Raw genomic sequence first — 25,692 nt, 5'->3', positions numbered from 1 at the left:
AGGAGATTGCGATGTCCGCTCATCCATTGCATCCGCTGTTGCAGGTCAACGGCGTTGACCTGCGTTACCGCACCCATCGTGCGCAGATACAGGCGACCCATGACGTCAGTTTTGACGTGTTCCCGGCGGAGCGCTTCGTGCTGCTGGGGCCGTCCGGCTGTGGCAAGTCCAGCCTGCTGAAAGCGATCGGCGGATTTCTGTCGCCAGTCGGCGGTAGTATCCAGTTGGAAAACCAGCCGGTCACCCGCCCCGGTCCGGATCGCATGATGGTGTTTCAGGAATTCGACCAGTTGCTGCCGTGGAAAACCGTGCTGGAAAACACCCTGTTCCCGCTGGTCGCCAGCGGCACACTGACCAAATCAGAGGCGCGCGAACGGGCATTGCACTTTCTCGACAAGGTCGGGCTGGCGAAATTCGCCGATGCCTACCCGCACACGTTGTCCGGCGGCATGAAGCAGCGGGTGGCGATCGCCCGCGCGCTGGCGATGCAGCCGAAAATCCTGCTGATGGATGAACCCTTCGCCGCGCTGGACGCCCTCACCCGCCGCAAGATGCAGGAGGAATTGCTGGCGCTGTGGGAAGAGGTGCGCTTCACGCTGCTGTTCGTCACCCACTCCATCGAGGAAGCGCTGGTGGTCGGCAGCCGGATCCTGCTGTTGTCCCCTCATCCCGGCCGGGTGCGGGCGGAAATCAACTGCCATCAGTTTTCGCTGAACGATGCCGGCGGCGATGCTTTCCAGCACACTGCCCGACGTATCCACGATCTGTTATTCCCGTCGACGCCGGCCTCTCGCGGCGCATCGGCTTCACCTGAGGTATCCCATGAATACATCTCCCCCGGTCAGGCCCGAGTATCAGCGTGAGCTGACGCCGTTGCCGCCCGACACGCTGGAAGCGCCGCTGCCGTGGCTGACCCGGCTGGCGCAACATACCTTACTGCGTCGGCTGATATTGGTGCTGTTGCTGCTGGCGTTGTGGGAAGTCGCCGCCCGCTGGCAGAACAACGACCTGATGCTGCCCGGCTTTCTCCAGACATTACAGGCGTTCCGTCAGGATATGTTGAGCGGCGAACTGCCGCAGAAAATAGCGGTATCCCTCGGCACGCTGCTGAAAGGTTATGTCATCGGCAGCGTGCTGGCGCTGTTGCTCAGTACGCTGGCGGTGTCGGTGCAACTGGGGCGCGACTTACTGGCGTTGCTCACCGCGATGCTTAACCCATTACCCGCTATCGCGCTGCTGCCGCTGGCGCTGCTGTGGTTCGGCCTCGGTGAAAAAAGTCTGGTTTTCGTGCTGGTGCATTCGGTGATGTGGCCGATGGCGCTCAACGCCTACAGCGGTTTTCTCGGCGTTTCCGACACCCTGCGCATGGCCGGGCGCAACTATGGCCTGACCGGCTGGCGCTACGTCGTCCACATGCTGATCCCGGCGGCGCTGCCGGCGATCATTTCCGGGCTGAAAATCGGCTGGGCTTTTGCCTGGCGCACGTTGATCGCCGCCGAACTGGTGTTTGGCGCCTCCAGCGGCAAAGGCGGGTTGGGATGGTACATCTTTCAGAACCGCAACGAGTTGTATACCGACCGCGTGTTCGCCGGGCTGGCTTCGGTGATCCTGATCGGGTTACTGGTGGAAGGGCTGATCTTCTCCACGCTGGAGCGCCTGACCGTCCGCAAATGGGGTATGCAGCGCTAGGCTGCGCAGAAAAATCGACAGGAGAAGCGAGAGCATGATCGCCATACAGGTTCCGGACACGTACCTCAATCAGGACGGCTTGCTCGCCCAGGTGGGCGACTATATTCAACCACTGGCTAAACGGGTGCTGATCATCACCAGCCCAACCGCCTGGCGGCACACTGCCGCCACGTTGGAAGCCAGTCTCAGACAACATGGTCTGCACTACCGGACCTTATTTCTCGAAGGCTATTGCACCGAAGAGAGTATCGCCGCGCTGCGCGAACAGGCGCACATCGAACGCGCGGAGCTGATTCTCGGCGTCGGCGGCGGCAAGGTGCTGGATACCGCCAAAGCGGTGGCCGACCAGTCCGGCGCGTTACCGATGATCGCCGTGCCGACGGTTGCCGCCACCTGCGCCGCCTGGTCGCCCATCAGCGTGCTGTACAGCCGCGACGGCGTGCATCAGGGGCGGCTTAGTCTGCATCGCCTGCCGGTGTGGGTGCTGGTGGATAGCACCGTCATTGCCCGCGCGCCGGTGCGCTATCTGAAAGCCGGCATTGTTGACGCGCTCGCCAAATGGTACGAATTTCAGCCCTACCTACGGCACGGCGACGATGCCCTGTCGCTGCATATCAACGCGCGTATCGCCCGGCTGGCGGTCGATATTTTTGACGCGGACGGCGAGCAGGCGCTGGCGGACAACCAGCGGCAGCAGGCAACGCCGGCGCTGCGCCGGGTAATCGACGCGGTGATTGCGCTGGCCGGTATCGCCAACAGCGTCAAGGACGAGCGTGCCCGGCTGGGCGTCGCACACGCCATTCATAACAGCCTGACCCGCCAGCCGGAATCCAAGCGCTGGCTGCACGGCGAAAAGGTCGGCTTTGGCCTGGCAGTACAGGCGCAACTGGAAGCACGCCACGGATTCGACAGTCAGGAGCTACTGGCGCAATTGCGCCGCTACGACAGCCCGCAGACGCCGCAGGCGCTGGGCCTGACCGACGAAGCACGCTGGGACCTCGTTGCCGCACAGGTGACCATCCCGGCCGATGTCGCCGCCCGGCTGCCGTTCGCCGTAGACCGCAGCGCGTTAAGGCAGGCGTTGGCCGCTACGGCGCAATCCGCCACGACCGAGGCGCACTAATGCTGCGCCTCAATCAGAAAGCGGGTTAATCCCCGCAAATGCATTGATAATGTCATCCCGCACATACGCAACACCTGAACTGTTGACTGTACGCTTATGCCAGACAAGGTATCGCTCGTTGGTCGGCGCGTCGTCGGGTTTGATTATGGCAACCTTCAACGTCATTTGGCAGCCAATGCCAATTTATGGGGGATTTCACTAAATCAATGCCACCACTTTCGCCGGTAAGGGAACAATCGCAATCGCATGCCAGATTGCTTGGGGTAGGATATTAAACGGTGTCCTGCGCCGAGGCGTACCGAGGAATGCTCGCCTGCCGTGATCACACATACGTGATCATACATACGTGATCACACATAAATGACAGGGCACCACCTACGACTCATATACGCCAGCCATGAAAACAGGAGACACCCGGTGACATCCACCCCTTTGCACCTTTACGTCGACGCCCAGTTCGTCAGCCCGTTTGCAATGTCGGCGTTCGTTGCCCTGCGCGAGAAAGCATTGCCGTTCGAACTGTCAACGGTAGACCTGGGTAACAAGGCGCAGCACGCGCCGGAGTATGCTGCGGCATCGTTGACCAGCCGGGTGCCGACGCTGGTTCACGACGGTTTTTCGCTGTCCGAATCGTCGGCGATTACCGAGTACCTTGACGAGGCGTTCCCCGGCACGCCGCTCTACCCTCAGTCTCTACAGCAGCGGGCGCGGGCGCGTCAGATACAGGCATGGCTACGGACGGACCTGATGCCCATCCGGCAGGAACGCTCATCGGAAACGATGTTCTACGACGCCACGTCGGCGCCGCTGTCCGCACCAGCGCAACAGGCGGCGGAAAAGCTGTTCACGATCGCGGATAAACTGCTGCCGGCAGGCGCTTTAACGTTATTCGACGCATGGAGCATCGCCGACCTTGATCTTGCGGTCATGCTAAACCGGCTGGTGATGAACGGCGATGCCGTACCACAGCGGCTGGAAGAATACGCCCGGCACCAGTGGCAACGACCGTCGGTGCAAGCGTGGGTTATGATGGAACGTCCATTGCGTTAACCGCCCTTTCTCTGACGAATGTAATTATCAGGAGGTTTGCCATGTCCCACTCATCCGAATACATCCCGCCGAAAGTCTGGACCTGGAATACAGCCAGCGGCGGCCTCAATCGCCCAATCGCCGGCGCCACGCACGACAAAGACCTGCCGGTCGGTCGTCATCCGCTCCAGCTCTATTCGCTGGCGACGCCAAACGGCCAGAAGGTGACCATCCTGCTTGAAGAACTGCTGGCGCTGGGTCATAGCGGCGCGGAATACGACGCCTGGCTAATCAGAATCGGCAACGGCGAGCAGTTCAGCAGCGGCTTCGTGGAAGCCAACCCTAACTCCAAGATCCCGGCGCTCGTGGACCACTCCGGGCCGCAGCCGGTGCGCGTGTTTGAGTCAGGCGCCATTCTGCTTTATCTGGCGGAGAAATTTGGCGAATTCCTGCCGACCGACGCCGCCGAACGCGCCGAATGCCTGTCGTGGCTATTCTGGCAGATGGGCAGCGCGCCCTATCTTGGCGGCGGTTTCGGTCATTTCTACGCTTACGCGCCGATCAAGATCGAATACGCTATCGATCGCTTCGCGATGGAAACCAAACGCCTGCTTGATGTGCTCAATCAGCGGCTGGCGCAAAGCGACTATCTGGCCGGTTCTCACTATACGATCGCCGATATCGCCGCGTTTCCCTGGTACGGCGGTCTGGTGAAAGGCTGGCTTTACGACGGTGCCGAATTCCTGTCGGTTCACGAATATCCGCACGTGCAGCGCTGGGCAGACGCTATTCTCGCCCGTCCTGCGGTTCAGCGCGGCCGCATGGTCAACCGCCTGAGCGGCGATCCCGCCACCCAGTTGCATGAGCGTCACGACGCCAGCGACTTCGAAACGCAAACACAGGACAAAGTGTCGGCACCGCGCTGACTGTACTCATCCCGCCGCTGCACTGACGGGCGGCGGGCTTATTCTTCGGTGAGAGGGAAATGAATACCGCAACATTCCCTGGCCTGCTCCAGCACATTAGAGACGATAAGAGCAATATCCAGCAATTGATGGCACCGGGACATATCCTGTGCGTTGACGATATCCCTGAACGCCTCAAATTCATAAATCATGTGATTTTTATCCGTCGTGTCGTCATGTTTTATCAGCGTTCCCGCTGTCGAAAATTCAACATGCTTACATACACTCGGTATATCGGTAATTTTCACATAGCCAGCCGTTCCCTGAACGGTTAAATAACCCGGACTGGCCGAATCTTTCGCACCGGTGCAGACAGCAATAAATTTCCCGTAATTCATGACCAGAATACCGGAAGTGTCGATGCCGTTGTGTCCCTTATTACAGCTATAGCTCACGCTCTCCGGCGCCCCAAATAAGGCGCAGACATCATATATATTATATAAGTTGATATCGTAAAGCGCGCCGCCCGATTTGGCGGGGTCGAATGCCGGATGCACGATACCGTTGAGGTAGTCGTCATAGCGGCTTGAATATTGGGAGTAATTCGCCTGTATCAGCTTAATCTCACCGATGTCGGCGACATGAGTCGCCAGATAATGAAAACCGGGCGTGTGAATCGAAGTGATGGCCTCAAAAAGATAACGCCCTGTTGATTTCGCCAGCGTGACCAGTTCCAGTAATTGCGCATAATTCGACGTGAACGGCTTTTCACAAATAACATGCTTTCCGGCGGACAGCGCTTTATGGGAATAGGAAAAATGCAGGTGATTGGGTATCCCGAGATAAACAAAATCAATGTCGCTATCCTGCAACAGGGCATCATAATCGGTATAAATCGCATGGATATTATATTGGCTTTTTAATGCTTCGCCTTTTTGCAGACTTCCCTGCCGGACGCATAAGGCCGCAATATCAATGCCTTCAATGTTTTTCAGTGCATCAAGACAGGACAGCACAATTTTACCTGCCCCTACCAGCGCGATTTTCATGGGATAACTCCTGAGCGTATTACCGAAATACGACTGACTATACAAGATAGTCGTTATCGGTTATAGCCATCAGCGCTCAGGCTGCGTCCCGCCATTCTCTGCACCGGGCTGCGGTGAAATGCTGTCACGCCTCATTACGAGTACAGCCGAAACAACAGGCCACACCGGCGTGGCCTGTTAGCATGGTTCAGAACGGTTATCTGACTCTCTCACTCAGCGACTGATTGCTCATTAGTCGCTCCCATGCCCGCGTGACCTCATCAGGAATATCCACATGTCCAATAAAACCGGCGCCTGACGGCCCATAGCCATTCTGATCATCTCTCAGGCGTTTAACCTCGCCTAAAACCATCGCGGTATAACGCTCAATTTCCCACACTTCCGGCATTTGCCCGCCGGTAATCATCGGCTCGCCGCCAATCATGATGAGCGACGGGGTAAACACCGGCCAGCTGATAAACCGGCTGTCCATCCCTTTCTTATTCCAGCTGAACAGAAAGGTTTCTGTCGTGCGCCGTTGCATCAGGGGATCCTGCACCAGAATAATTTCCTGACGCGCTATCTCTTTATCAAGCACCAATTCCCGACTAAAGTCGGCGTTTTCTCCGCAGTTTCTGGAAGCGCTTTCAATAAATAGTTTCTCCGCGGCGATGCCGAATACGCTCATGGCGATGCCGGCAAGCATTTCCGCCTCGCTTTTATCCGCGGTATCGATCGCAGCGGTCAGACGATTATTTTTCACCGCCTGCTGTAACAGCACCGTTGAATGGCCGATCCCACCGCTCAACAAGACCGGAATATCCGCCTTCTTCGCCAGCGTCAACGCGCCGAAAATGTTGGGTAAAATGGCATGACCAGCGATAATCATCAGGTCGGGATTCATGGTTTTCACCTGCGGGAAATCATCCAGCGCCAGCCAACTTGCGATATCGTTAAGGTCGTGAATCACTTCATCGGATAAATCCATAACACCTCTCTTCGCCATCGCCACATGAAAAAATCCATCGTGTGGATGGCTATTCCATACCCGAAAGCTCGGGCAGCCAGATTTGCCAGCCGCCAGTATGCATCATTCAATTCAACTTCGTCGCCGCTGACGATTGCACAGGCTGAAAGACGGCGACCTGCCGACGTAAAAAAACCGGGCCAGGGCCCGGTTGTCTGACGTCACGCGGCAGGATTATTCCTGACCGGCGGGACGTGTCGCCAGCGTCGCCCGTTCCTGCTCGTACGCACGCGCCTTCTCTTCATCGAACTGCCCTTCCCATTTGGCGATCACCAGCACCGCCAACGCATTGCCCACCACGTTAAGCGCGGTGCGCGCCATATCCAGAATGCGGTCCACCCCGGCGATGAACGCCAGCCCTTCCAGCGGAATGCCGACGCTGCCCAGCGTCGCCAGCAACACCACAAAGGAGACGCCCGGCACGCCGGCAATGCCCTTGGAGGTGATCATCAACGTCAACACCAGCACCAGTTCCTGCCACAGGCTGAGATCGATACCGTACAACTGGGCAATGAAAATGGCGGCGATGCTCTGGTACAGCGTGGAGCCGTCCAGATTGAACGAATAACCGGTCGGCACCACAAAGCTGGTGATGGCTTTCGGCGCGCCATAGGCTTCCATCTTCTGGATAATGCGCGGCAGCACCGTTTCCGAGCTGGCGGTGGAGTAAGCCAGGATCAACTCATCCTTCAGAATGCGGATCAGCGTCATGATGCGCAGCCCGCACAGCCGCGCCACCGCGCCCATCACCACCAGCCCAAAGAACAAAATCGCGATATAGACCAGAATCACCAGCTTGGCGAGCGGCCACAGCGAGGCGAAACCGAAGTTGGCGACAGTAACGGAAATAAGCGCAAATACCCCGACCGGCGCATAGCGCATGATCATGTTGGTGACGCGGAACATGGTTTCCGACGCGCTGCGAAACACGTTCAGCAGCGGTTCACGCTGTTCGCGCGCCAGCGACGACAACCCGAGGCCGAACAGCACCGAGAAGAAGATCACCGGCAGCATTTCGCCCTTGGCCAGCGCGGCGAAAATGTTGGGCGGAATCAACGACAGAATGGTGCTCACCAGGCTGTGCGAACCACTTTGCACCTGCTCGGTGGTTTTCTCGTATTGGGAAATGTCCACCCGGGTGAGCATCGACATGTCAATGCCGTGCCCCGGCTGGAACACATTGGCCAGCGTAATGCCGATCACAATCGCCAGCGTGGTAATAACTTCAAAATACAGGATGGTTTTGAAACCGATGCGCCCCAGTTTTTTGGCGTCGCCGACGCCGGCGATGCCCACCACCAGCGTGGTGATAACAATCGGCACCACAATCATCTTAATCAACCGAATAAAAATATCCCCGGCCGGGCTCAGGACGTTGGCGATCAACCACTGCTTATTGGCCGGGTTTTCATGCAACCAGGCTCCGACGGCAATACCGATGACCAACGCGATGAGAATTTGCCAGGCAAGGCTAACTTTCTGTTTTTTCATGATACGAATCCATTGTCTGTGCTCCCTGCGACTACTTGCCGATGGTGAAACCACTGCCATCGGACATTCCAGCTAACTGCTGAACTACGACAGATAAGGGGAGAGGTGAAGGTTGTTTTTTGCACAATTACGTGATCCACAGGCAAACATGTGACTCACCAAAACAGAGTGCGTAATCAAATAGTTATGCATTTAAAATGCGCAACTATTTGTATCGCAAAAGAAAATAAAAAAGCATAACCTGTTGTTATGCCGCGGCATGCTACTATTCCCTCCCCCTGAGATCAAGCGCTTCATTCAGGGAACTTTTCATAATTATGCGTTTCATCACTGTGTGCCGGCTGCCCCAGCGCCGATGACCATCACAAAAAAATCCGGCCGCGCAGCAACAACACGCGGCCGGATTTTCGGGGACTGGCGGCTGAATCGCCGCCGTCAGATTTGATAATCGATCACCGCTTCGTTGTCTTCGGCGAACACCCGAGCCTTGATGTCATCCTGCGTCAGCTCCGGGTTGCACAGTTGAATAAACTTCCAGGTGTAATTGCGTTGCAACTGCCCGCGTTTAAGACCCAGCCAGACCGTGCTGGCTTCAAACAGATGGCGCGCATCCAGCCGCACCAGTCCGGGATCGCGCGTCGCGTCAAACGACATGTCGGCGACGATGCCCACCCCCAGCCCCAGTTCGACGTAGGTCTTAATCACATCCGAGTCCTGCGCGCTGATGGAAATATGCGGCGTCAGGCCGGCGGCGGCGAACGCGCGATCGATACGGGAACGACCGGTGATGCCCTGCCGGTAAGTAATCAGCGGCACCGCGCTGAGCTTATCAAGCGTGACCGCCGGCTCGTCCGCCAGCGCATGCCCTTCCGGCACCAGAATAGCGTGATGCCAGCGGTAGTAAGGAAATGCCGCCAGCGAATTCACGTTCATCAACTGCTCGGTAGCGATGCCAATGTCCGCTTCGCCGGATTCCAGCATCGCCACGATTTCATCCGGCGTACCCTGATTGAGCACCAGTTGCACCTGCGGATAAAGCGCGCGAAACTCCTTGATCACGCCCGGCAAGCTGTAACGCGCCTGCGTGTGAGTGGTGGCGATCACCAGTTGCCCGACGTCGTTGTCGCTGAACAGGTTCGCCAGCCGCCGAATATGATTGGCATCGTTGAGAATACGTTCGGCCATGACCAGCAGCTCTTTGCCCGGCTCCGTCATACCCAGCAGACGCTTGCCGCGGCGGATAAAAATCTCAATACCCAGTTCTTCTTCCAGCTCGCGGATGTGACGGCTCACGCCAGACTGGGAAGTGAACAGGGTATTGGCGACTTCGGTCAGGTTATAGTTGCACCGCGCCGATTCACGGATAATCTTCAGTTGTTGAAAGTTCACGCCCTTGTCCCTTGTCCGTCGTTCTTGTTATCACTATTCATACGAAGTATTGTTATTCCGTACAAATAAGGAAAATTTACTATTTATAACTTTTTGTGATATGACGGCGTATTTCACCCCGTCGCGCAACGGCAGTCCGCGGTTGCTTTTCGCAATGTGCGTGATGGCGGGTATATATAAGTGATTGCAGGAACATAGCCGTATCAACAGGAAAAAACATGCTAAGTGGGATCTTTTTTGCCCTGTCCGCCGGGCTGATGTGGGGACTGGTGTTTGTCGCGCCCTTGCTGGTGCCGGATTACCCCGCCATGCAATTGTCCACCGGACGTTACCTGGCATTCGGGCTGATTGTATTGCCGCTGGCATGGATAGACCGAAAACGGCTGCTACAGCTGACGCGCCGCGACTGGCTGGAGGCATTCAAACTGGCGGCGGTAGGCAATTTACTTTATTACCTGTTCCTGACCGCGGCGATTCAACGCATCGGCGTGCCGATCACCAGTATGCTGATCGGCACGCTGCCGGTGGTGATGGCGGTAAGCGCCAACCTGCTGTACGGCCGTCACGACGGACGTATGCCCTGGCGGCGGCTGGTTCCGGCGTTACTGTTGATCGCGTTGGGTTTGCTGCTGGTGAATATGGCGGAACTGAACGGCGAAGCGGCCGATGTGCCGGCCGGACGTTACCTTGTCGGTATAGCGTTGGCGCTGCTGGCGCTCGTCTGCTGGACATGGTATCCGCTGCGCAACGCGCGCTGGCTGCGTCAGAACCCGGAGCGACTGCCTGCCACCTGGGCCACCGCGCAGGGGCTGGCGACGCTGCCGATCGCGCTGGCCGGATTCATCCTGGTCAACAGTTATCTCGCTGTCACGACGCCGGATTTTACGCTGCCGTTCGGCCCGCAGCCGTGGCGTTTCCTGACGCTGATAGCGGTCATCGGCCTGTTCAGTTCCTGGCTCGGCACCCTGTGCTGGAATGCCGCCAGCCAGCGTCTGCCCACCGTACTGGTAGGGCCGTTGCTGGTGTTTGAAACCCTGTCGGCGCTGGCGTATACCTTTATACTGCGCCAGTCGTGGCCGCCGCTGATGACCGCCGTCGGTATTCTGTGCCTGATCGTCGGCGTGATTTACGCCATGCGTATCAAGCTTGAGCCGGTGGTCACCCGGCATTCTCCCGATATGACCGGCACCTGACGCTGCCAGCCGCGACACCGCTATTAAGAGATAACGGTGTCGCCTGGCAGTATAAACAGGCTGCATCTTCAATGAACTGCGGCGCCGGCACGCCCTTTGCGCAGTAGCCATGCCGATAAAAGAGACACGGTCTGGTATTTGTAAATTACGACCTGGCCCGGCTGTCATAATCACTAGAGCCGCTCAATGTGGCAGTGACTGAAAAAGTCTGTCACTTCATGAAAACAGCCAGTCCATTCCCCGGAGGGAAATAGGGTCTGGCAAAGTGTAGCGGTATTAGGTTCAACCATTTAGTTAACCCTTCCCTCTTGATGTCCTTTTTTAAGGTATTTACGTCCTTTACGCCACAACCTATCACTTCCAGAATGAAACGAAAGATCGAGCCAGGGTAGCGCTATCACAGGGATTGCGCATCGCTCCTCTGGCTTGATCACTCCCAAACAGGATTTTCTGTGAAGGCTTTCCGCTGACCCAGCAAGACTGCAAGGAATCTCAACCCTGGAGATAATTACCATGACAGATGATATTAAAAATAACGCCCCTGGCGCTCAATTAAGCAGCAGGGGCCAGGTTTCAAACGAACCTCTCAACATTGTTTTTGCTGTATACAATGGAGGTACGCTTCTCGACTTTGCCGGCCCCAGCGAGATCTTTCACCGACTGCCAAATACAAACGTTCGCTATGCCAGTCTCAACGGAGGAACCGTAACTCTCGAATTCGGCGTTAAGTACGGCAATACAGAGCGACTGATGGATATATTTAAGACTGATTTGATCATGGTACCTGGTGGCTCAGATATGACTGAAGCCATGCACCCTGAGTATCTGGCTCAGATAGGCCGACTGGCTAAAAACGCTAAATATATAACGTCGGTATGCACAGGCTCGCTCTCGCTTGCTGCGGCAGGCGTCCTTAAAGGCAAACGAAGTGCCTGCCATTGGGCTTTCGTCAACAGACTGGCAGAATACGGCGCCATTCCGGTTTCGGATCGTTTCGTTGAGGATGACAACGGCCGATTTATGAGCGGCGGAGGTGTAACGTCAGGTATTGATTTTGCGCTTCATGTTGCCGAAAAGCTGAAGGGAAAGCAGCATGCCGAATTCACACAGCTTGTCATCGAATATGATCCCGCTCCGCAATTCAGTTCCGGTCACCCAAGAAGTGCTCCGCCGGAGGTGCTTGCGATGGTTGAAAAAGTACTGCCTGGTGCCACCAAGGGCCTTGCACGAATTCCTGTCATTAAATAAGAGCCAACTGCTGAATGCGCAGGACTACAGTCGTGGTCTGACCATTACTCAATCCGCCATTTCCTCAACAGATCTAAGATAGGCTGTCACAACCGGCAGCAACCGGATGAGACGCGGCTATATAATTTATGGTGTAGGCGCTGGAGCCTAAATAAGCTCAGAGTTCTCTATCCATTCTGCCAGCTCTTCTTATTGATTGCGGCGGGTGTCCAAGAAGTTTGATAAAAGCACGTCGCATACGCTCGGGGTCATTGAACCCCACGGCAAGGGCGATTTGCTCTATGGGTTCGCTACCATCCTGCAGTCGCAATCGGGCAGCCTCAACACGTAAGCGTTCGACAGCCTTAGCCGGTGTTTCTCCCGTTTCACGGCGAAACACCCGTCCAAATTGCCGTGGGCTTAGCCTGGCTGCTTCTGCGAGACGCTCTATAGGCAACGTTTCATCCAGATGTTCTCTGGCAAAATTCAGCGCCATGCGAATACGGTCCGACTCAGGTTCCATTTGTGACATAGCTGAAAACTGAGACTGGCCTCCAGGCCGACGATAGGGAACAACTAAATGCCTGGCAATAGCGCGTGTAATTTCAGCACCCAAATCTTTTTCAATCATAGCGAGCGATAAATCGATTCCAGCCGTGTGCCCTGCCGATGTCCAGATTGGTCCGTCAGCGATAAAGATACTATCAGCGTCGACCGTGATGCGCGGAAAGGCAGACTGTAGCTGGGCGGCATGACGCCAATGAGTCGTTGCCCGACGCCCATCCAGCAAACCGGTTTCAGCCAGCAGAAACGCGCCCGTACATACGCTTGCTATCCGCGAGGCGTTGGTGCTCAATTGCCTGGCCGCGTCTATGTTCTCAGGCGACTGCATGGCGTCAATATTTCCCCCGACAAATATGACGGTGTCAAATGTATGTACCCCAAACGGTTTCGTCTCAAGTGCAAGACCCGCATTACCCACGATCGGGTTCCCGAATCGCGAGATTACATACAGTTCGTACGGGCTATACCCGGCAACCTTAGCCACATGAGCAAACGCTGCAAGTGGGCCGGCAAGATCAAGTACCTCGTGGCCGCTGCAAACGAAGAATCCAATACGATGCATGATCATGCTAATCCCAAAATCCCACCGAGTGTCTTATTTTACGGAAAAGCCTCTATTAAAGCCAAAGTGTTATTTCCTGACGAGATCGAGTTGATCCATTTTTGTCTTTAAATAGGGGGAGTACTTTATTTCCGACAAACCTGAGCCTTCCTGCCGCCATCTGCACCGCTCAATCCGGCAGTTACTGCATAAAGTGCACCATTTCAAGGAAACGACCAGCCCGTTCCGAGAAGAAAACATAGTTTGGCGAAAGTGTAGCGGTATGGGGATCAGCAACTCAGACCGACTTAGCCAGAAAAACGCCGACATCCGACTCCACCTCTTCCATCTGCCGTAGCGCATCCAGCGTATCGCGCGCTTCCTGCTCGTCCAGCCGGCTCATGGCAAACCCGACGTGTACCAGCACCCACTGGCCTACCAGCGATGACGGTTGCCCGTCTTCCAGCACCAGCGCCACATTGACTTCGCGCCGCACGCCGCACACATCCACCCACGCCAGTTGATGATCCGCCGACGCCCATTCCACCACCTGCCCCGGAATTCCCAGACACATAACGATTTCCCGTTTTTCCTGACCACACTTGCTCGTCACCTCATTCCGGCGACAGCACCGTCTCCTGCTGATTCTCAGCGCGCACATAACGACCCGGACGACCGCAAGCACAACCCGCCATCGCCGCCTGCCGTTTGAGGCCGACTTGTCACGCCAGCATGCTAAGCAAATTCGGTGCCAGCCGCCTTGATCCTGCGCCGGCCGCGAGCGGAAAGCGCCCCAAGCTATAGTATGTTGTAACTAACTCACCGTTATCCGGTAAAAAACCGGCGGCGCTCGTCAAAAGTGTCGAGTTTTCACCCCCGACCGATGCTGTCGACGGTGACGACAATCGGGTAAAAACCGGCGGCAAAATGTCGTCACTAATGTCGAGCAGCAGGTTCGACTAGCCGCCGTTGATTTCGCGGTTTTATCTAACTGACTGATTTTAAAAACCATCACTCCACTGTTTTTCTTATGGCATGGAATATGCTTCCGGCGCAGGAAACATTTCTATCACCCCGGAGGGTATGGCTATGAACCGCTTCGTCATTGCGGAGCCAACGCGTTGTATCGGATGCAACACCTGCATGGCGGCCTGTACGCAGGTGCATCGCCAGCAGGGCCTGCAATCTCACCCGAGGCTGGCGGTCGAGCGCGATGCCAACGGCACCGCGCCGGTGTTATGCCGTCACTGTGAGGATGCGCCCTGCGCCAGAGTGTGCCCGGTCAACGCCATCAGGCATCAGGACCACGCCGTGCTGCTGGACGAAAACACCTGCATCGGCTGCAAACTGTGCGCCATCGCCTGTCCGTTCGGCGCCATCACGCCATCCGGCAGCACGCCGCTGGCAATCCCTACTACGTTTGATCACCACATCCCGCTGTCGCTGCTGTCCGATGTGCCGGTGAGTCAGCCGTCGGTTCATCCGATGCTGGCGTGGAACGCCGGGGTGCGCAGCATCGCGGTGAAATGCGATCTGTGCGATTTCCGCGAACAGGGGCCGGAGTGCGTGCGCGTCTGTCCGACACACGCGCTGTATCTGGTGGATGACGCCGCGCTGGACGACGCTATCGCCGCCAAACGCCGTCAGGCGGCGGAATGGCCGGAAGGCAACATCCCTTTTCCCGCCGCAGGGACTGACAGGGAGCAAACTTTATGATGATGCCACTGCAATTGATGACGTCTCTGCAATGGCTGGGCCTGTCGCTCACGCTGTATCTGGCTGGCGCGCTGCTGTCGTTATGTCTGTGCCGCCAGGAGTCGCTGGCGATTCGTTTAAGCGGGCTGTGCGCGCTGGCAGGCGGCTGTGCCGGTGCGCTGGCGGCAGCGCCCGTCCTGCTCGGCGGCGGCGTACTGACCGCCGTGTTCGACGGGCCGTTTGACGCCTTCGCTCACCTCACGCTGCGCTTCGATACTCTGGCCGCCTTCATGACGCTGGTGATCTCGCTGCTGGTGGCGGTGTCCGCCCTGTATTCGCTGGCTTATCTGGAGGAGTACCGCGGGCGCGGCGCCTGGGCGATGGGGTTCTTCATGAACCTGTTTGTCGCCTCAATGGTAGCGCTGGTGGTGGTGGACAACGCCTTCTATTTCATTGTGCTGTTCGAAGTGATGTCGCTCAGCTCCTACTTCCTGGTGATCGCCGATCAGGATGAAGAGGCGGTCGGCGCCGGGTTGCTGTATTTCCTGATCGCCCATGCCGGTTCGGTGCTGATCATGATTGCCTTCTTCCTGCTCTATCGTCATAGCAGCAGCCTCGATTTCGCCGATTTCCGCCACGCCGCGTTGTCGGCGCCGCAAGCCTCGGTGGTGTTCCTGCTGGCGTTCTTCGGCTTCGGCGCCAAAGCCGGGATGCTGCCGTTGCACGGCTGGCTGCCGCGCGCGCACCCGGCCGCGCCGTCGCACGCCTCGGCGCTGATGTCGGGCGTGATGGTCAAGATCGGCGTATTCGGCATCATCAAAGTCGGTGTTGATTTGCTGGGCGCTACCGAAGCCTGGTGGGGCGTGGTGGTGCTGGCGTTCGGCGCGGTGTCGTCGGTGCTGGGCGTGCTGTACGCACTGGCCGAACACGATATCAAGCGTTTGCTGGCGTACCACACGGTGGAGAACATCGGCATCATTCTGATGGGGGTCGGCGTCGGCATGATCGGCATCGCCACCCATCATCCGCTGCTGGCGCTGCTTGGCCTGCTGGGCGGGCTGTATCACCTGCTCAACCACGCGGTGTTCAAGGGGCTGCTGTTTCTCGGCGCCGGCGCGGTGATCTACCGCGTTCACACCAAAGACATGGAAAAAATGGGCGGCCTGTCGCGACTGATGCCGCGTACCGCGCTGGCGTTTTTGGTCGGGTGTATGGCGATATCCGCCCTGCCGCCGCTCAACGGTTTCGTCAGCGAATGGTTTACCTACCAGTCGCTGTTCACCCTCAGCCATGACGGCGGCATCGGCCTGCGGCTGGCCGCGCCGATCGCCATCGTGATGCTGGCGATCACCGGCGCGCTGGCGGCGATGTGTTTCGTCAAAGTGTACGGCATCAGTTTCTGCGGCGCGCCGCGCAGTGAGAAAGCCGCTCACGCCCGCGAGGTCCCCTGGCCGATGACGGTCGCCATGTTACTGCTGGCGCTGCTGTGCGTGCTGCTCGGCGTCGGCGCCAGCATGGTGGTGCCGGTGATGACCCGCATCGCGGCGGACCTGGCGCACACCCCGGCCGTCATGATGGCCGCGGGGCTGGGCGTCTTCCCCGGCGACCACCTGCAAACCCGTCTCAATACGCCGCTGATTTTCATCCTGCTGCTGGCGCTGCCGTTGCTGCCGCTGATGCTCTACAGCCTGCTGCGCGGGCCGCGTCTCGGCTTTCGCCACAAGGGCACGCCCTGGGCCTGCGGCTACGGCTACGAGTCCGCCATGTCGGCGTCGGCCGGCAGCTTTACCCAGCCGCTGCGGGTGATGTTCGCGCCGCTCTACCGCGTGCGTAAAACCCTCGATCCGGCGCCCGCGATGCAACAGGCGCTGGAAAAGACCACGCAGGCGGCGGCGTACGTCGAACCGGTATGGGACGACCACGTGGTGATGCCGGTGGTCAGCGGCGTGCAGCGCATCAGCCGCGCGGTGCAATGGATTCAGCACGGCGATTTCCGGGTGTACTGCCTGTATGTGGTGGCGGCGCTGGTTGCCCTGCTACTGGCCACTCTGGCTTAAGGAGACCGGAACATGACTTACGTTTCACTCGTTTTTCCGCTGCTGGGCGCGCTGTTGCAGGCCGTCCTGCTGATGGCGGCGGCTCCGCTGTTGTCCGGCATGTCGCGCGTGATCCGCGCCAAAATGCACTCCCGGCAGGGGCCGGGCCTGCTGCAGGATTACCGTGACATATTCAAGCTGCTGCGCCGTCAGGAAGTGGCGCCCGAGCATAGCGGCGGCGTGTTTCGCCTGATGCCGTTCATCCTGCTCGCCACCATGCTGCTGGTGGCGATGACGCTGCCGGCCGTGACCGACAGTTCTCCGTTCGGCGCGGCGGGCGACGTCATCACCCTGCTGTATCTGTTTGCGGTATTTCGCTTTTTCTTCTCCCTGTCCGGCCTGGACTCCGGCAGCACCTTTGCCGGTATCGGCGCCAGCCGCGAACTGACGCTCGGCATTCTGGTCGAGCCGATTCTGATGCTGGCGTTGTTGGTGGTGGCGCTGGTCGCCGGCTCCACCAACATCGGCAACATCAGCGTCAAACTGGCGAGCGGCCACTGGGTGTCCCCCACCGCCACCGCGCTGGCGCTGCTGGCCTGTGCCTTCGCCACCTTTATTGAGATGGGCAAAATCCCGTTCGACGTGGCGGAAGCGGAGCAGGAACTACAGGAAGGGCCGCTGACCGAATACGCCGGCGCCGGGCTGGCGCTGGTGAAATGGGGCATCAGCCTCAAGCAGGTGGTGGTCGCCACGCTGTTTCTGTCGATTTTCGTGCCGTTCGGCAAGGCCGAAACGCTCACGGCGGTCAGCCTGCTGTGGGGCACGCTGGCGCTGATCATCAAGCTGGTGGTGGTGTTCGTCATCGCCGCGATTATCGAAAACAGCCTGGCGCGCGGGCGCTTTCTGCTGACCGGCCGGGTGACCTGGCTCGGCTTCGGCGTGGCGGCGCTGGCGTTCGTTTTCTACCTGACCGGACTATAAGGAGTCGGCATCCATCATGGAGAATATTGCTCTTGCGACCCTGCTGCTGCCGTTTCTCGGCGCGTTGTTGGTCGCCTTTGCGCCGCAGCGCTTCGCCAAAGGGGTGTGTACGCTGTTCGCCCTGCTGGCGACGCTCGGCATGGCGCTGCTGGCCTGGCGTTACCTCGACGGCGGCAAAACCGACCAGGTCGTCACCCTTTACCGTTACGGTCAGGCCGATCTGTTCGGTTTTGTGTTTGACCGCATCAGTCTGTTGATCGGCTTTGCGGTGGTGTCGCTCGGTTTTCTGGTCAGCCTCTACTCCTGCGGCTACCTGACGCTGGGCAACCGCGAACATCCGCACGACGGCAGCAATCGCTACTACGCGTTTCTGCTGGTGTTCATCGGCGCAATGGCCGGGCTGACGCTGTCATCCACTATCCTCGGCCAGTTGCTGTTCTTTGAAATCACCGGCGGCTGTTCCTGGGCGTTGATCGGTTACTACCAGAAACCGAAATCGCTGCGCTCGGCGCTGAAAGCGCTGCTGGTGACCCATGTCGCGTCTGTCGGCCTGTATCTGGCGGCGGCCTGGCTGTTCGCCACCACCGGCACTTTCGCGCTCAGCGCCATCGCGCAACTGGACGACAGCAGCAAAATCATCGTGTTCGGCGGCATTCTGTTCGCGGCCTGGGGCAAGTCGGCCCAGTTGCCGCTGCATGTCTGGCTGCCGGATGCGATGGAAGCGCCGACGCCGGTGAGCGCCTACCTGCACGCCGCCTCGATGGTGAAAGTCGGCGTGTATATTTTCGCCCGCGCCATTCTGTCCGCCGTCGAGGTGCCGCACATCATCGGCGTGGTCGGCGTCATCATGGCGATCATCACGCTGGTGTACGGCTTCCTGATGTACCTGCCGCAAAAAGACATGAAGCGGCTGCTGGCCTACTCCACCATCACCCAGCTCGCCTACATCTTTCTGGCGCTGTCGCTGTCTATTTTCGGCTCGCGCATGGCCTTCGACGCCGGTATGGCCTACATCTTCAACCACGCTTACGCCAAGAGCCTGTTCTTTCTGGTGGCCGGCGCGCTCAGCTACAGCTGCGGCACCCGTATGTTGCCGCAGTTGCGCGGCATGATGAAGCGCCTGCCGCTGCTGGGCGTGGGTTTCTGCGTGGCGGCGCTGGCGATCACCGGCGTGCCGCCGTTCAACGGCTTCTTCAGCAAATTCCCGCTGTTCGCCGCCGGGTTTGCGCTCTCAAACGACGCCGTGTGGCTGCTGCCGTTGCTGATCATCGCGCTGGTGGAGTCGGTCGCCAGTTTCGCCTGGTTCCTCTACTGGTTTGGCCGCACCGTGCCGGGCGAGCCGTCCGAGGAAGTAGCGTCGGCCACGGCGGTGCCGGCGTCGATGAATCTGGTGCTGCTGGTGCTGATCGTGATGTCGCTGTGCTCCAGCGTTATCGCCGCACTCTGGCTGAAATAAGGAACTCCCATGACTGGATCTCTTCTCGTCAACAATCTGGCTGGTTTGCTGATCATCACCTCGCTGCTGGTGATCGCCGCCAGAAAACCCACGGTGTCCGCCGCGCTGTACGCGTTGCAGTCGCTGGTGCTGGTGCTGATCTTTGTGGCGCTGGGCGGGTTGCTGGGCTCCCACGAGCTGTATCTGTGGTCGCTGACCGCCTTCATCACCAAGGTGGTGATGGTGCCCGCCATTATGAGCTTCGCCTTCTGCCGGCTGGCTGACCCGAAAGCCGACGGCGGCGTAATCGGCACCGCGACCCTGATACTGATCGCCACCCTGATTGTGTTGCTGAGCTACTTTGCCGTCGCGCCGGTAAAACTGCCGATGGTCAACGACCTTAAACCGGTGCTGGCGGTATCGCTCGGCCACTTCCTGATCGGCCTGCTGTGCATCGTCAGCCAGCGCAACATTCTCAAACAGGTGTTCGGCTACTGCCTGATGGAAAACGGCGCCCACCTGACGCTGGCGCTGCTGGCCTACCGCGCGCCGGAGCTGGTGGAGATCGGCATCGCCACCGACGCCATTTTCGCCGTCATCGTGATGGCGCTGATGGCGCGCAAAATCCACCGCACGCTGCACACGCTGGATGTTCAGCAACTGACCGCGCTGAAAGGATAATCACATGACGACTTTGGATCTTTTTTCCCTGCTGCTGGGCGTGCCGTTTGCCGCCGCCCTGCTGGCGTTCGCCTGCCGCTTTACCGGCTCGGCGGCGCGTGCGCTGGTGAGCCTGATTCATCTGCTCGGCATCAGCGCGCTGCTGCTGACGGCATTGCTGGCGGTATGGACGGTGTACCAGCAGGGCGAGCTGCTGGCGGCCCACCGCTGGCTGCATCTCGACAGTCTGAGCGCGCTGTTTCTGGCGATTCTCGGGGTAATCGGCTTTCTCACCGGCCTCTATTCGATGGGGTACATGCGCCACGAAGTCGACGGCGGCGAGATTAGCGTCACCACGCTGTGCCACTACTACGGCTTCTTCCACCTGTTCCTGTTCACCATGCTGCTGGTGATCACCAGCAACAACCTGATCCTGATGTGGGCGGCGATTGAAGCCACCACGCTCAGTTCGGCGTTTCTGGTGGGCCTGTACGGCCAACGCTCGTCGCTGGAAGCGGCGTGGAAATACATCATTATTTGTACCGTCGGCGTCGCGTTCGGCCTGTACGGCACGGTGCTGGTGTACGCCAATGCCGCCAACGTGATGGCGGAACCGGGCAACGCCATTTTCTGGACCGAGGTGCTGCAACACGCCGGCGAGCTGGACAGCACGCTGATGCATCTGGCGTTCATCTTTATTCTGATCGGCTTTGGCACCAAAACCGGCCTGTTTCCGATGCACGCCTGGCTGCCGGACGCCCACAGCGAGGCGCCCAGCCCCACCAGCGCCCTGCTCTCCGCCGTGCTGCTCAACTGCGCGCTGCTGGTGATCGTGCGTTACACCATCCTGATCAGCGCCGCCATCGGCCCGGAATTTCCGCAACGGCTGTTGCTGGTGTTCGGCCTGCTGTCGGTGGCCGTCGCCGCGTTCCTGATTCTGGTACAGCGCGACATGAAGCGCCTGCTGGCCTACTCCAGCGTGGAAAACATGGGGTTGATCGCCGTGGCGCTCGGCATCGGCGGCCCGCTCGGCATTCTGGCGGCGCTGCTGCACACCCTGAACCACAGTCTGGCGAAAACCCTGCTGTTCTGCGGCTCCGGTAACGTACTGCTGAAATATGGCACCCGTGATATGGACGCGGTGAAAGGCATCCTGCGCGTCGCGCCGGTGACGGGCGCGCTGCTGGCCGGCGGCGCGCTGGCGCTCGGCGGTATGCCGCCGTTCAACGTGTTCCTGAGCGAGTTCATGACGGTGACCGCCGGCATCCACGCCGGTCAGTTGCCGCTGGTGCTGGTGTTGCTGGCGCTGCTGACCGTGGTGCTGGCCGGGCTGGTTCGCATGATCGCCACCAGCGTGCTGGGCAGCCAGCCGGAAGCGGTCAGCAAAGGCGAACTGGGTTGGCTGACCACCGCGCCGATGCTGATTCTGCTGGTGTTGATGCTGGTGATGGGCACCCGCATTCCGCAGCCGGTCATCCATTTGCTGGAACAGGCCACCGCCATTGTTTTAAACGGCAGCCATGCCGGCGAGCCAACGCCGCCGAGTCTGGGCTGGCCGTCGCTGAGCGCCCGTACTACCACGTCGGGTACTACCACGTTGGATACTACCACGCCGGACACGGCGCCTGCGTCATCGTTAACCCCTTCCCGTCAGGAGATGTACCGTGATTAATTCATCCGCCGCGACCAGCGCTGAAAATTTAGGCGCTAATTACGTCGCCCATGTCAGACAGCAATTCCCGACGGCGATTCTGGAAGAAGAACGGCAAACCGCCAATCAGTTGACCATCACCGTCAAACTGCACCAATTGCCGGAGGTGGTGGAATATCTCTACTACCAGCACGGCGGCTGGCTGTCGGTGTTGTTCGGCAACGACGAGCGTACCCTCAACGGCCATTTCGCCGTCTACTATGTGCTGTCGATGGAACAGGGCGAGAAGTGCTGGGTGGTGGTGAAAGCGCTGGTCAACCCAACGGTGCCGGAGTTTCCGTCGGTGACGCCGCGCGTGCCCGCCGCCGTGTGGGGAGAGCGCGAGGTGCGCGACATGTACGGGCTGATCCCGGTCGGCCTGCCGGATGAGCGCCGGCTGGTGCTGCCGGACGACTGGCCGGACGAACTCTACCCGCTGCGCAAAGACGCGATGGATTACCGCCAGCGCCCTGCCCCCACCCGTGACGACGAGTCCTACACCTTCGTCAACGACGCCACCGGCGACACCCGGGTGGTGCCGATCGGTCCGCTGCACATCACCTCCGACGAACCGGGGCACTTCCGGCTGTTTGTCGACGGGGAACAGATTATCGATGCCGACTACCGCCTGTTCTACGTCCATCGCGGCATGGAAAAGCTGGCGGAAACCCGCATGGGCTACAACGAAGTGACGTTTCTGTCCGACCGGGTGTGCGGCATCTGCGGTTTCACCCACAGCGTGGCGTATACCTCGTCCATCGAGAACGCGCTGGGCGTAGTGGTGCCGGCGCGCGCCCATACCATCCGCAGCATCCTGCTGGAGGTAGAGCGCCTGCACAGTCACCTGTTGAATATCGGGCTGTCCAGCCACTTCGTCGGTTTCGACACCGGCTTCATGCAGTTCTTCCGGGTGCGCGAAAAATCGATGCAGATCGCCGAAATGCTCACCGGCGCGCGCAAAACCTACGGTCTTAACCTGATCGGCGGCATCCGCCGCGACATCCTGAAAGAAGATCGGCTGAAGACCATCCGGCTGATCCGTGAAATGCGCGCAGAGGTGACGCAGTTGACCGATATGCTGCTCAACACCGCCAACATGGCGCAACGCACCCAGGGGGTCGGCGTGCTGAACCGTCAGGTGGCGCGCGACTACAGCCCGGTGGGGCCGATGATTCGCGCCAGCGGTTTTCAGCGCGATGTGCGCGTCGACCACCCGTTCGCCGGCTATCTGGACCTGCCGATGGAGCTGCATCACCTCGACGGCGGCGACGTTTACTCCCGCGTACTGGTGCGGGTGCGTGAAGTGTTCACCTCTTTGGCGATGATCGAATTCGGGCTGGACAACATGCCGGACGGGCCGATCCTCAACGAGCACATCCATTATCAGCCGCACAAGTTCGCGCTGGGCTTTACCGAAGCGCCGCGCGGCGAAGACATCCACTGGAGCATGACCGGCGACAACCAGAAGCTGTTCCGCTGGCGCTGCCGCGCCGCCACCTACGCCAACTGGCCGGTGCTGCGCTTTATGCTGCGCGGCAACACGGTGTCGGACGCGCCGCTGATCATCGGCAGCCTCGACCCCTGCTACTCCTGTACCGACCGCGTCACGCTGGTGGATGTCCGCAAGAAGAAAGTCACCACCGTGCCGTACAAAGAGATCGAGCGCTACGGACTGGAACGCACCCGTTCGCCGCTGAAATGAGGGAGGCCCCATGATTAAATTGTTCAAAACCATCCTCAAGGCGGGCAACAGCACGGTGAAATACCCGTTCGCGCCGCTGGCGGTGCCCGCCGGATTTCGCGGCAAACCGGAGTACGACCCGGAGCAGTGCATCGGCTGCGCCGCCTGTACCATGGCCTGCCCGGCCAATGCCCTGACGATGGCTAACGACCTGGACAACGGCACCCGCACCTGGCAGTTGTTCCTCGGCCGCTGCATCTTCTGCGGCCGCTGCGAAGAAGTGTGCCCGACCCGCGCCATTGTATTGTCGCAGGAGTTCGAAATGGCGGTCGCCAGCAAGGCCGACCTGTACCAGCGCGCCACCTTCCAACTGCTGAACTGCCATGTCTGCCAGCGGCCGTTCGCGCCGCAGAAAGAGGTGGAATACGCGATGGCGCTGCTGGCGCACGCCGGGGTGCCGGAAAACGAGGTGGAGGCGCGTCGCCACCAGTTCGAAACCTGCCCGGACTGCAAACGCAAACAGAACATGAACCATCAGGGCAACGTGCGGCTGAGTCAGCACCTGTCCGCCCCGACCACTCACAAGGGGAATGCGCAATGAGTATGCTGCCCAACGGGGTCGATCACTACCACACCACCCCGATTACGCTCGACGAACAGGCCCAGCAGCTGAAAAAGACGCTGCTGAAAGATATCCAGCGCTCCGCCTACGTCTACCGCGTGGACTGCGGCGGCTGTAACGGCTGCGAGATCGAGATCTTCTCCGCCATTACGCCGCTGTTCGACGCCGAACGCTTCGGCATCAAGGTGGTGGCGTCGCCGCGCCACGCCGACATCCTGCTGTTTACCGGCGCGGTGACCCGCGCCATGCGAAGCCCGGCGCTGCGCGCTTATGAATCGGCGCCGGATCCGAAAATCTGTATCTCCTACGGCGCCTGCGGTTGCGGCGGCGGCATCTTCCACGACCTGTACTGCGTGTGGGGCGGCAGCGACAAAATCGTGCCGATCGACGTCTACATCCCCGGTTGTCCGCCGACCCCGGCGGCGACGATTTACGGTTTTGCGGTGGCGCTGGGGCTGCTGGAGCAGAAACTGCACGGCAGCGACCACCAGCAGGCCGAACATGAGAAAGCGGCGCTGATTCATCCGGCGGTGCCGCTGGATTTGCGGGTGCGGGTGGAGCGGGAAGCCCGTCTGATGGCGGGGTATCGCCAGGGGCGGGAAATCAGCGACCGTTTCCTCGACTTGCTGGAAAACCAGCCGCTGGAAGGCTTTGAGCATCGCGTCACCCGTTGGCTCAACCAATATGAAGACCCGCGGCTAAACGAGATCGTCGGTCATCTGCTACAGATTTATCACGCCATGCTGCGCGGGGAGATCCTGTCATGAGCAGCGTTCGTTTTTATGCCCTGAACCGCAAGTTTCTCGACAGCCGCGACAAGATACCGGAGCAGGCGCAGCAGGTGATGTATTACTCGCTGGCTATCGGCCATCACGTCGGCGTCATCGACTGCCTGAAACAGGTGTTGCATTGCCCGCTGGCGGAGTACGAAGGCTGGGTCGGTCAGTTGAGTGATGAGGAAGCCCGCCGCAAGATGCTGGGTTTGCTGCGCTTTGGCGAAATCACCATTGACCACACCCACACCGCGCTGCTGGGCGCTGCCTTCACCGCACTGGCGGCGGGGGATCGCTACCCGGAATGGACCGCTACGCTGGTGGACTATCTGGCGGCGATGCAACGTGAACCGGCTATTTATCTGATGGTGAAACGCCTTGATGACTGAACACCCTTTACACACCGAAGCCCCTTTATATATCGAAAACATGGTGCTGACCGTCGGCAACACCCTGATGGGGGACGACGGCGCCGGCCCGCTGCTGGCGGAACGCATGAGTCAGCAACCGGTAGCGGGCTGGTCGGTGATTGACGGCGGCGCCATTCCGGAAAATGCCGCTCACACGCTGCGGGAACTGAAGCCTCGCCGCCTGCTGGTGGTGGACGCCACCGACATGGGGTTGGCGCCGGGCGCCATCCGCATCGTCGATCCGGATCGTATCGCCGAAGACATGCTGATGAATACCCACAGCCTGCCGCTGAACTACCTGATCGACAGCCTGAAGGAAGACATTCCCGAGGTCATTTTCGTCGGCATCCAGCCTGCGCTGGTGGCGTTCTATTTTCCCATCAGCCTAGAAGTAACCCGGGCGGTGGACACCCTGTATCAGCGATTATCCGGCTGGGAGGAGAACGGCGGGTTTGAGGTGCTGGCGTAAGGCGCACGTGCATTGACGTGATATTGGCCCTGAT

The 25,692-nt window shown here is 59.3% G+C and carries 24 protein-coding genes; 18 read left to right on the top strand and 6 right to left on the bottom strand.

Annotated elements, in window-relative coordinates:
• Window positions 1-11: 11 nt before the first annotated feature.
• From DXXMK7_RS07550 to yghU, 5 genes are all read left to right on the top strand, one after another.
• Entirely contained in the window at window positions 12-863 is an 852-nt protein-coding gene (locus DXXMK7_RS07550) for an ABC transporter ATP-binding protein (protein WP_038918545.1), read from the top strand.
• Window positions 823-1,689 carry an ABC transporter permease gene (locus DXXMK7_RS07545; RefSeq protein ID WP_038918543.1) on the top strand — a complete coding sequence of 289 codons (867 nt, stop codon included), beginning with the start codon at window positions 823-825 and terminating at the stop codon, window positions 1,687-1,689. Before DXXMK7_RS07550 ends, DXXMK7_RS07545 begins: the two co-directional genes overlap by 41 nt.
• A 34-nt stretch (window positions 1,690-1,723) precedes the next feature.
• Window positions 1,724-2,812, top strand: a complete 1,089-nt coding sequence (locus DXXMK7_RS07540; RefSeq protein WP_038918542.1) for an iron-containing alcohol dehydrogenase family protein — start codon at window positions 1,724-1,726, stop codon at window positions 2,810-2,812.
• A gap of 417 nt (window positions 2,813-3,229) precedes the next feature.
• Window positions 3,230-3,862 (top strand): glutathione transferase, encoded by a 633-nt coding sequence (gene yfcF, locus DXXMK7_RS07535; RefSeq protein WP_038918541.1) that lies wholly within the window; start codon window positions 3,230-3,232, stop codon window positions 3,860-3,862.
• A gap of 41 nt (window positions 3,863-3,903) precedes the next feature.
• A complete protein-coding gene (gene yghU, locus DXXMK7_RS07530) occupies window positions 3,904-4,767 on the top strand; it encodes a glutathione-dependent disulfide-bond oxidoreductase (protein WP_038918540.1) in 864 nt (287 codons plus the stop codon).
• A 38-nt stretch (window positions 4,768-4,805) separates the two neighbouring features.
• On the opposite strand, the gene DXXMK7_RS07525 is transcribed toward yghU, so the two are convergent.
• The 4 genes from DXXMK7_RS07525 to cbl form a co-directional block, all read right to left on the bottom strand.
• On the bottom strand, window positions 4,806-5,795 hold the full coding sequence (locus DXXMK7_RS07525) for a Gfo/Idh/MocA family protein (protein ID WP_038918538.1): 990 nt from the start codon (window positions 5,793-5,795) through the stop codon (window positions 4,806-4,808).
• Between the two features lie 196 nt (window positions 5,796-5,991).
• Window positions 5,992-6,762 carry a YdcF family protein gene (locus tag DXXMK7_RS07520; RefSeq protein ID WP_038918535.1) on the bottom strand — a complete coding sequence of 257 codons (771 nt, stop codon included), beginning with the start codon at window positions 6,760-6,762 and terminating at the stop codon, window positions 5,992-5,994.
• A gap of 213 nt (window positions 6,763-6,975) precedes the next feature.
• Window positions 6,976-8,292: a glutamate/aspartate:proton symporter GltP gene (gene gltP / locus DXXMK7_RS07515; protein ID WP_038918534.1), complete on the bottom strand. Its 1,317-nt coding sequence runs from the start codon at window positions 8,290-8,292 to the stop codon at window positions 6,976-6,978.
• Window positions 8,293-8,727: 435 nt separating this feature from the next.
• Entirely contained in the window at window positions 8,728-9,681 is a 954-nt protein-coding gene (gene cbl / locus DXXMK7_RS07510) for an HTH-type transcriptional regulator Cbl (protein ID WP_038918533.1), read from the bottom strand.
• Between the two features lie 218 nt (window positions 9,682-9,899).
• Between cbl and DXXMK7_RS07505 the strand changes: the two genes are divergently transcribed.
• Both DXXMK7_RS07505 and DXXMK7_RS07500 read left to right on the top strand, forming a co-directional pair.
• Window positions 9,900-10,874, top strand: coding sequence for a DMT family transporter (locus DXXMK7_RS07505; protein WP_038918531.1), 975 nt, complete (start codon window positions 9,900-9,902; stop codon window positions 10,872-10,874).
• 513 nt (window positions 10,875-11,387) lie between these two features.
• Window positions 11,388-12,122, top strand: coding sequence for a DJ-1/PfpI family protein (locus tag DXXMK7_RS07500; protein ID WP_038918530.1), 735 nt, complete (start codon window positions 11,388-11,390; stop codon window positions 12,120-12,122).
• A 157-nt stretch (window positions 12,123-12,279) separates the two neighbouring features.
• On the opposite strand, the gene DXXMK7_RS07495 is transcribed toward DXXMK7_RS07500, so the two are convergent.
• Together DXXMK7_RS07495 and hybG are read right to left on the bottom strand one after the other, a co-directional pair.
• Window positions 12,280-13,227: a GlxA family transcriptional regulator gene (locus tag DXXMK7_RS07495; RefSeq protein ID WP_038920885.1), complete on the bottom strand. Its 948-nt coding sequence runs from the start codon at window positions 13,225-13,227 to the stop codon at window positions 12,280-12,282.
• A 277-nt stretch (window positions 13,228-13,504) separates the two neighbouring features.
• Window positions 13,505-13,780 (bottom strand): hydrogenase maturation factor HybG, encoded by a 276-nt coding sequence (hybG, locus tag DXXMK7_RS07490; protein ID WP_038918529.1) that lies wholly within the window; start codon window positions 13,778-13,780, stop codon window positions 13,505-13,507.
• Window positions 13,781-14,295: 515 nt separating this feature from the next.
• Between hybG and DXXMK7_RS07485 the strand changes: the two genes are divergently transcribed.
• Genes DXXMK7_RS07485 through hycI form a run of 11 tightly spaced genes read left to right on the top strand, consistent with a single transcriptional unit; the run spans window position 14,296 to window position 25,658 of the window.
• Window positions 14,296-14,922: a 4Fe-4S dicluster domain-containing protein gene (locus tag DXXMK7_RS07485; protein ID WP_038660206.1), complete on the top strand. Its 627-nt coding sequence runs from the start codon at window positions 14,296-14,298 to the stop codon at window positions 14,920-14,922.
• Window positions 14,919-16,958, top strand: a complete 2,040-nt coding sequence (hyfB, locus tag DXXMK7_RS07480; protein ID WP_082202625.1) for a hydrogenase 4 subunit B — start codon at window positions 14,919-14,921, stop codon at window positions 16,956-16,958. Before DXXMK7_RS07485 ends, hyfB begins: the two co-directional genes overlap by 4 nt.
• Window positions 16,959-16,970: 12 nt before the next feature.
• Window positions 16,971-17,918 carry a respiratory chain complex I subunit 1 family protein gene (locus DXXMK7_RS07475; protein ID WP_038660209.1) on the top strand — a complete coding sequence of 316 codons (948 nt, stop codon included), beginning with the start codon at window positions 16,971-16,973 and terminating at the stop codon, window positions 17,916-17,918.
• A gap of 16 nt (window positions 17,919-17,934) precedes the next feature.
• The gene (locus tag DXXMK7_RS07470) at window positions 17,935-19,374 is read left to right on the top strand and encodes a hydrogenase 4 subunit D (protein ID WP_038918528.1); all 1,440 of its coding nucleotides are present in this window, start codon (window positions 17,935-17,937) and stop codon (window positions 19,372-19,374) included.
• A gap of 9 nt (window positions 19,375-19,383) precedes the next feature.
• A complete protein-coding gene (gene hyfE, locus DXXMK7_RS07465; protein WP_013317235.1) occupies window positions 19,384-20,034 on the top strand; it encodes a hydrogenase 4 membrane subunit in 651 nt (216 codons plus the stop codon).
• A 4-nt stretch (window positions 20,035-20,038) separates the two neighbouring features.
• Window positions 20,039-21,685: a hydrogenase 4 subunit F gene (locus tag DXXMK7_RS07460; protein ID WP_038918526.1), complete on the top strand. Its 1,647-nt coding sequence runs from the start codon at window positions 20,039-20,041 to the stop codon at window positions 21,683-21,685.
• A complete protein-coding gene (locus DXXMK7_RS07455; protein ID WP_038918525.1) occupies window positions 21,678-23,405 on the top strand; it encodes an NADH-quinone oxidoreductase subunit C in 1,728 nt (575 codons plus the stop codon). The genes DXXMK7_RS07460 and DXXMK7_RS07455 overlap by 8 nt, the downstream gene beginning before the upstream one ends.
• A 10-nt stretch (window positions 23,406-23,415) precedes the next feature.
• Window positions 23,416-23,985 (top strand): hydrogenase 4 subunit H, encoded by a 570-nt coding sequence (gene hyfH, locus DXXMK7_RS07450; RefSeq protein ID WP_038918524.1) that lies wholly within the window; start codon window positions 23,416-23,418, stop codon window positions 23,983-23,985.
• On the top strand, window positions 23,982-24,773 hold the full coding sequence (locus DXXMK7_RS07445; protein WP_038918522.1) for an NADH-quinone oxidoreductase subunit B family protein: 792 nt from the start codon (window positions 23,982-23,984) through the stop codon (window positions 24,771-24,773). Before hyfH ends, DXXMK7_RS07445 begins: the two co-directional genes overlap by 4 nt.
• Window positions 24,770-25,168, top strand: a complete 399-nt coding sequence (locus DXXMK7_RS07440; RefSeq protein ID WP_038660229.1) for a formate hydrogenlyase maturation HycH family protein — start codon at window positions 24,770-24,772, stop codon at window positions 25,166-25,168. Before DXXMK7_RS07445 ends, DXXMK7_RS07440 begins: the two co-directional genes overlap by 4 nt.
• Window positions 25,161-25,658, top strand: a complete 498-nt coding sequence (gene hycI, locus DXXMK7_RS07435) for a hydrogenase maturation peptidase HycI (RefSeq protein ID WP_038918521.1) — start codon at window positions 25,161-25,163, stop codon at window positions 25,656-25,658. The genes DXXMK7_RS07440 and hycI overlap by 8 nt, the downstream gene beginning before the upstream one ends.
• Window positions 25,659-25,692 lie beyond the last annotated feature (34 nt).

Origin of the sequence: Dickeya sp. MK7, from assembly GCF_000406305.1 — a bacterium.
Lineage (GTDB): Bacteria > Pseudomonadota > Gammaproteobacteria > Enterobacterales > Enterobacteriaceae > Dickeya > Dickeya fangzhongdai.
This window is presented reverse-complemented; position numbering and strand designations above follow the sequence as displayed.

What these genes read in the sequence shown, in the direction of transcription:
- DXXMK7_RS07550 (WP_038918545.1), top strand. Translation starts at nt 12, where the DNA reads ATGTCCGCTCATCCATTGCATCCGCTGTTGCAGGTCAACGGCGTTGAC.
- DXXMK7_RS07470 (WP_038918528.1), top strand. Translation starts at nt 17,935, where the DNA reads ATGGAGAATATTGCTCTTGCGACCCTGCTGCTGCCGTTTCTCGGCGCG.
- hyfH (WP_038918524.1), top strand. Translation starts at nt 23,416, where the DNA reads ATGATTAAATTGTTCAAAACCATCCTCAAGGCGGGCAACAGCACGGTG.
- DXXMK7_RS07485 (WP_038660206.1), top strand. Translation starts at nt 14,296, where the DNA reads ATGAACCGCTTCGTCATTGCGGAGCCAACGCGTTGTATCGGATGCAAC.
- DXXMK7_RS07460 (WP_038918526.1), top strand. Translation starts at nt 20,039, where the DNA reads ATGACGACTTTGGATCTTTTTTCCCTGCTGCTGGGCGTGCCGTTTGCC.
- DXXMK7_RS07540 (WP_038918542.1), top strand. Translation starts at nt 1,724, where the DNA reads ATGATCGCCATACAGGTTCCGGACACGTACCTCAATCAGGACGGCTTG.
- DXXMK7_RS07475 (WP_038660209.1), top strand. Translation starts at nt 16,971, where the DNA reads ATGACTTACGTTTCACTCGTTTTTCCGCTGCTGGGCGCGCTGTTGCAG.
- hyfE (WP_013317235.1), top strand. Translation starts at nt 19,384, where the DNA reads ATGACTGGATCTCTTCTCGTCAACAATCTGGCTGGTTTGCTGATCATC.
- DXXMK7_RS07440 (WP_038660229.1), top strand. Translation starts at nt 24,770, where the DNA reads ATGAGCAGCGTTCGTTTTTATGCCCTGAACCGCAAGTTTCTCGACAGC.
- DXXMK7_RS07495 (WP_038920885.1), bottom strand. Translation starts at nt 13,227, where the DNA reads ATGCATCGTATTGGATTCTTCGTTTGCAGCGGCCACGAGGTACTTGAT.
- hycI (WP_038918521.1), top strand. Translation starts at nt 25,161, where the DNA reads ATGACTGAACACCCTTTACACACCGAAGCCCCTTTATATATCGAAAAC.
- DXXMK7_RS07445 (WP_038918522.1), top strand. Translation starts at nt 23,982, where the DNA reads ATGAGTATGCTGCCCAACGGGGTCGATCACTACCACACCACCCCGATT.
- DXXMK7_RS07500 (WP_038918530.1), top strand. Translation starts at nt 11,388, where the DNA reads ATGACAGATGATATTAAAAATAACGCCCCTGGCGCTCAATTAAGCAGC.
- DXXMK7_RS07525 (WP_038918538.1), bottom strand. Translation starts at nt 5,795, where the DNA reads ATGAAAATCGCGCTGGTAGGGGCAGGTAAAATTGTGCTGTCCTGTCTT.
- DXXMK7_RS07520 (WP_038918535.1), bottom strand. Translation starts at nt 6,762, where the DNA reads ATGGATTTATCCGATGAAGTGATTCACGACCTTAACGATATCGCAAGT.
- hyfB (WP_082202625.1), top strand. Translation starts at nt 14,919, where the DNA reads ATGATGATGCCACTGCAATTGATGACGTCTCTGCAATGGCTGGGCCTG.
- hybG (WP_038918529.1), bottom strand. Translation starts at nt 13,780, where the DNA reads ATGTGTCTGGGAATTCCGGGGCAGGTGGTGGAATGGGCGTCGGCGGAT.
- gltP (WP_038918534.1), bottom strand. Translation starts at nt 8,292, where the DNA reads ATGAAAAAACAGAAAGTTAGCCTTGCCTGGCAAATTCTCATCGCGTTG.
- yghU (WP_038918540.1), top strand. Translation starts at nt 3,904, where the DNA reads ATGTCCCACTCATCCGAATACATCCCGCCGAAAGTCTGGACCTGGAAT.
- DXXMK7_RS07545 (WP_038918543.1), top strand. Translation starts at nt 823, where the DNA reads ATGAATACATCTCCCCCGGTCAGGCCCGAGTATCAGCGTGAGCTGACG.
- DXXMK7_RS07505 (WP_038918531.1), top strand. Translation starts at nt 9,900, where the DNA reads ATGCTAAGTGGGATCTTTTTTGCCCTGTCCGCCGGGCTGATGTGGGGA.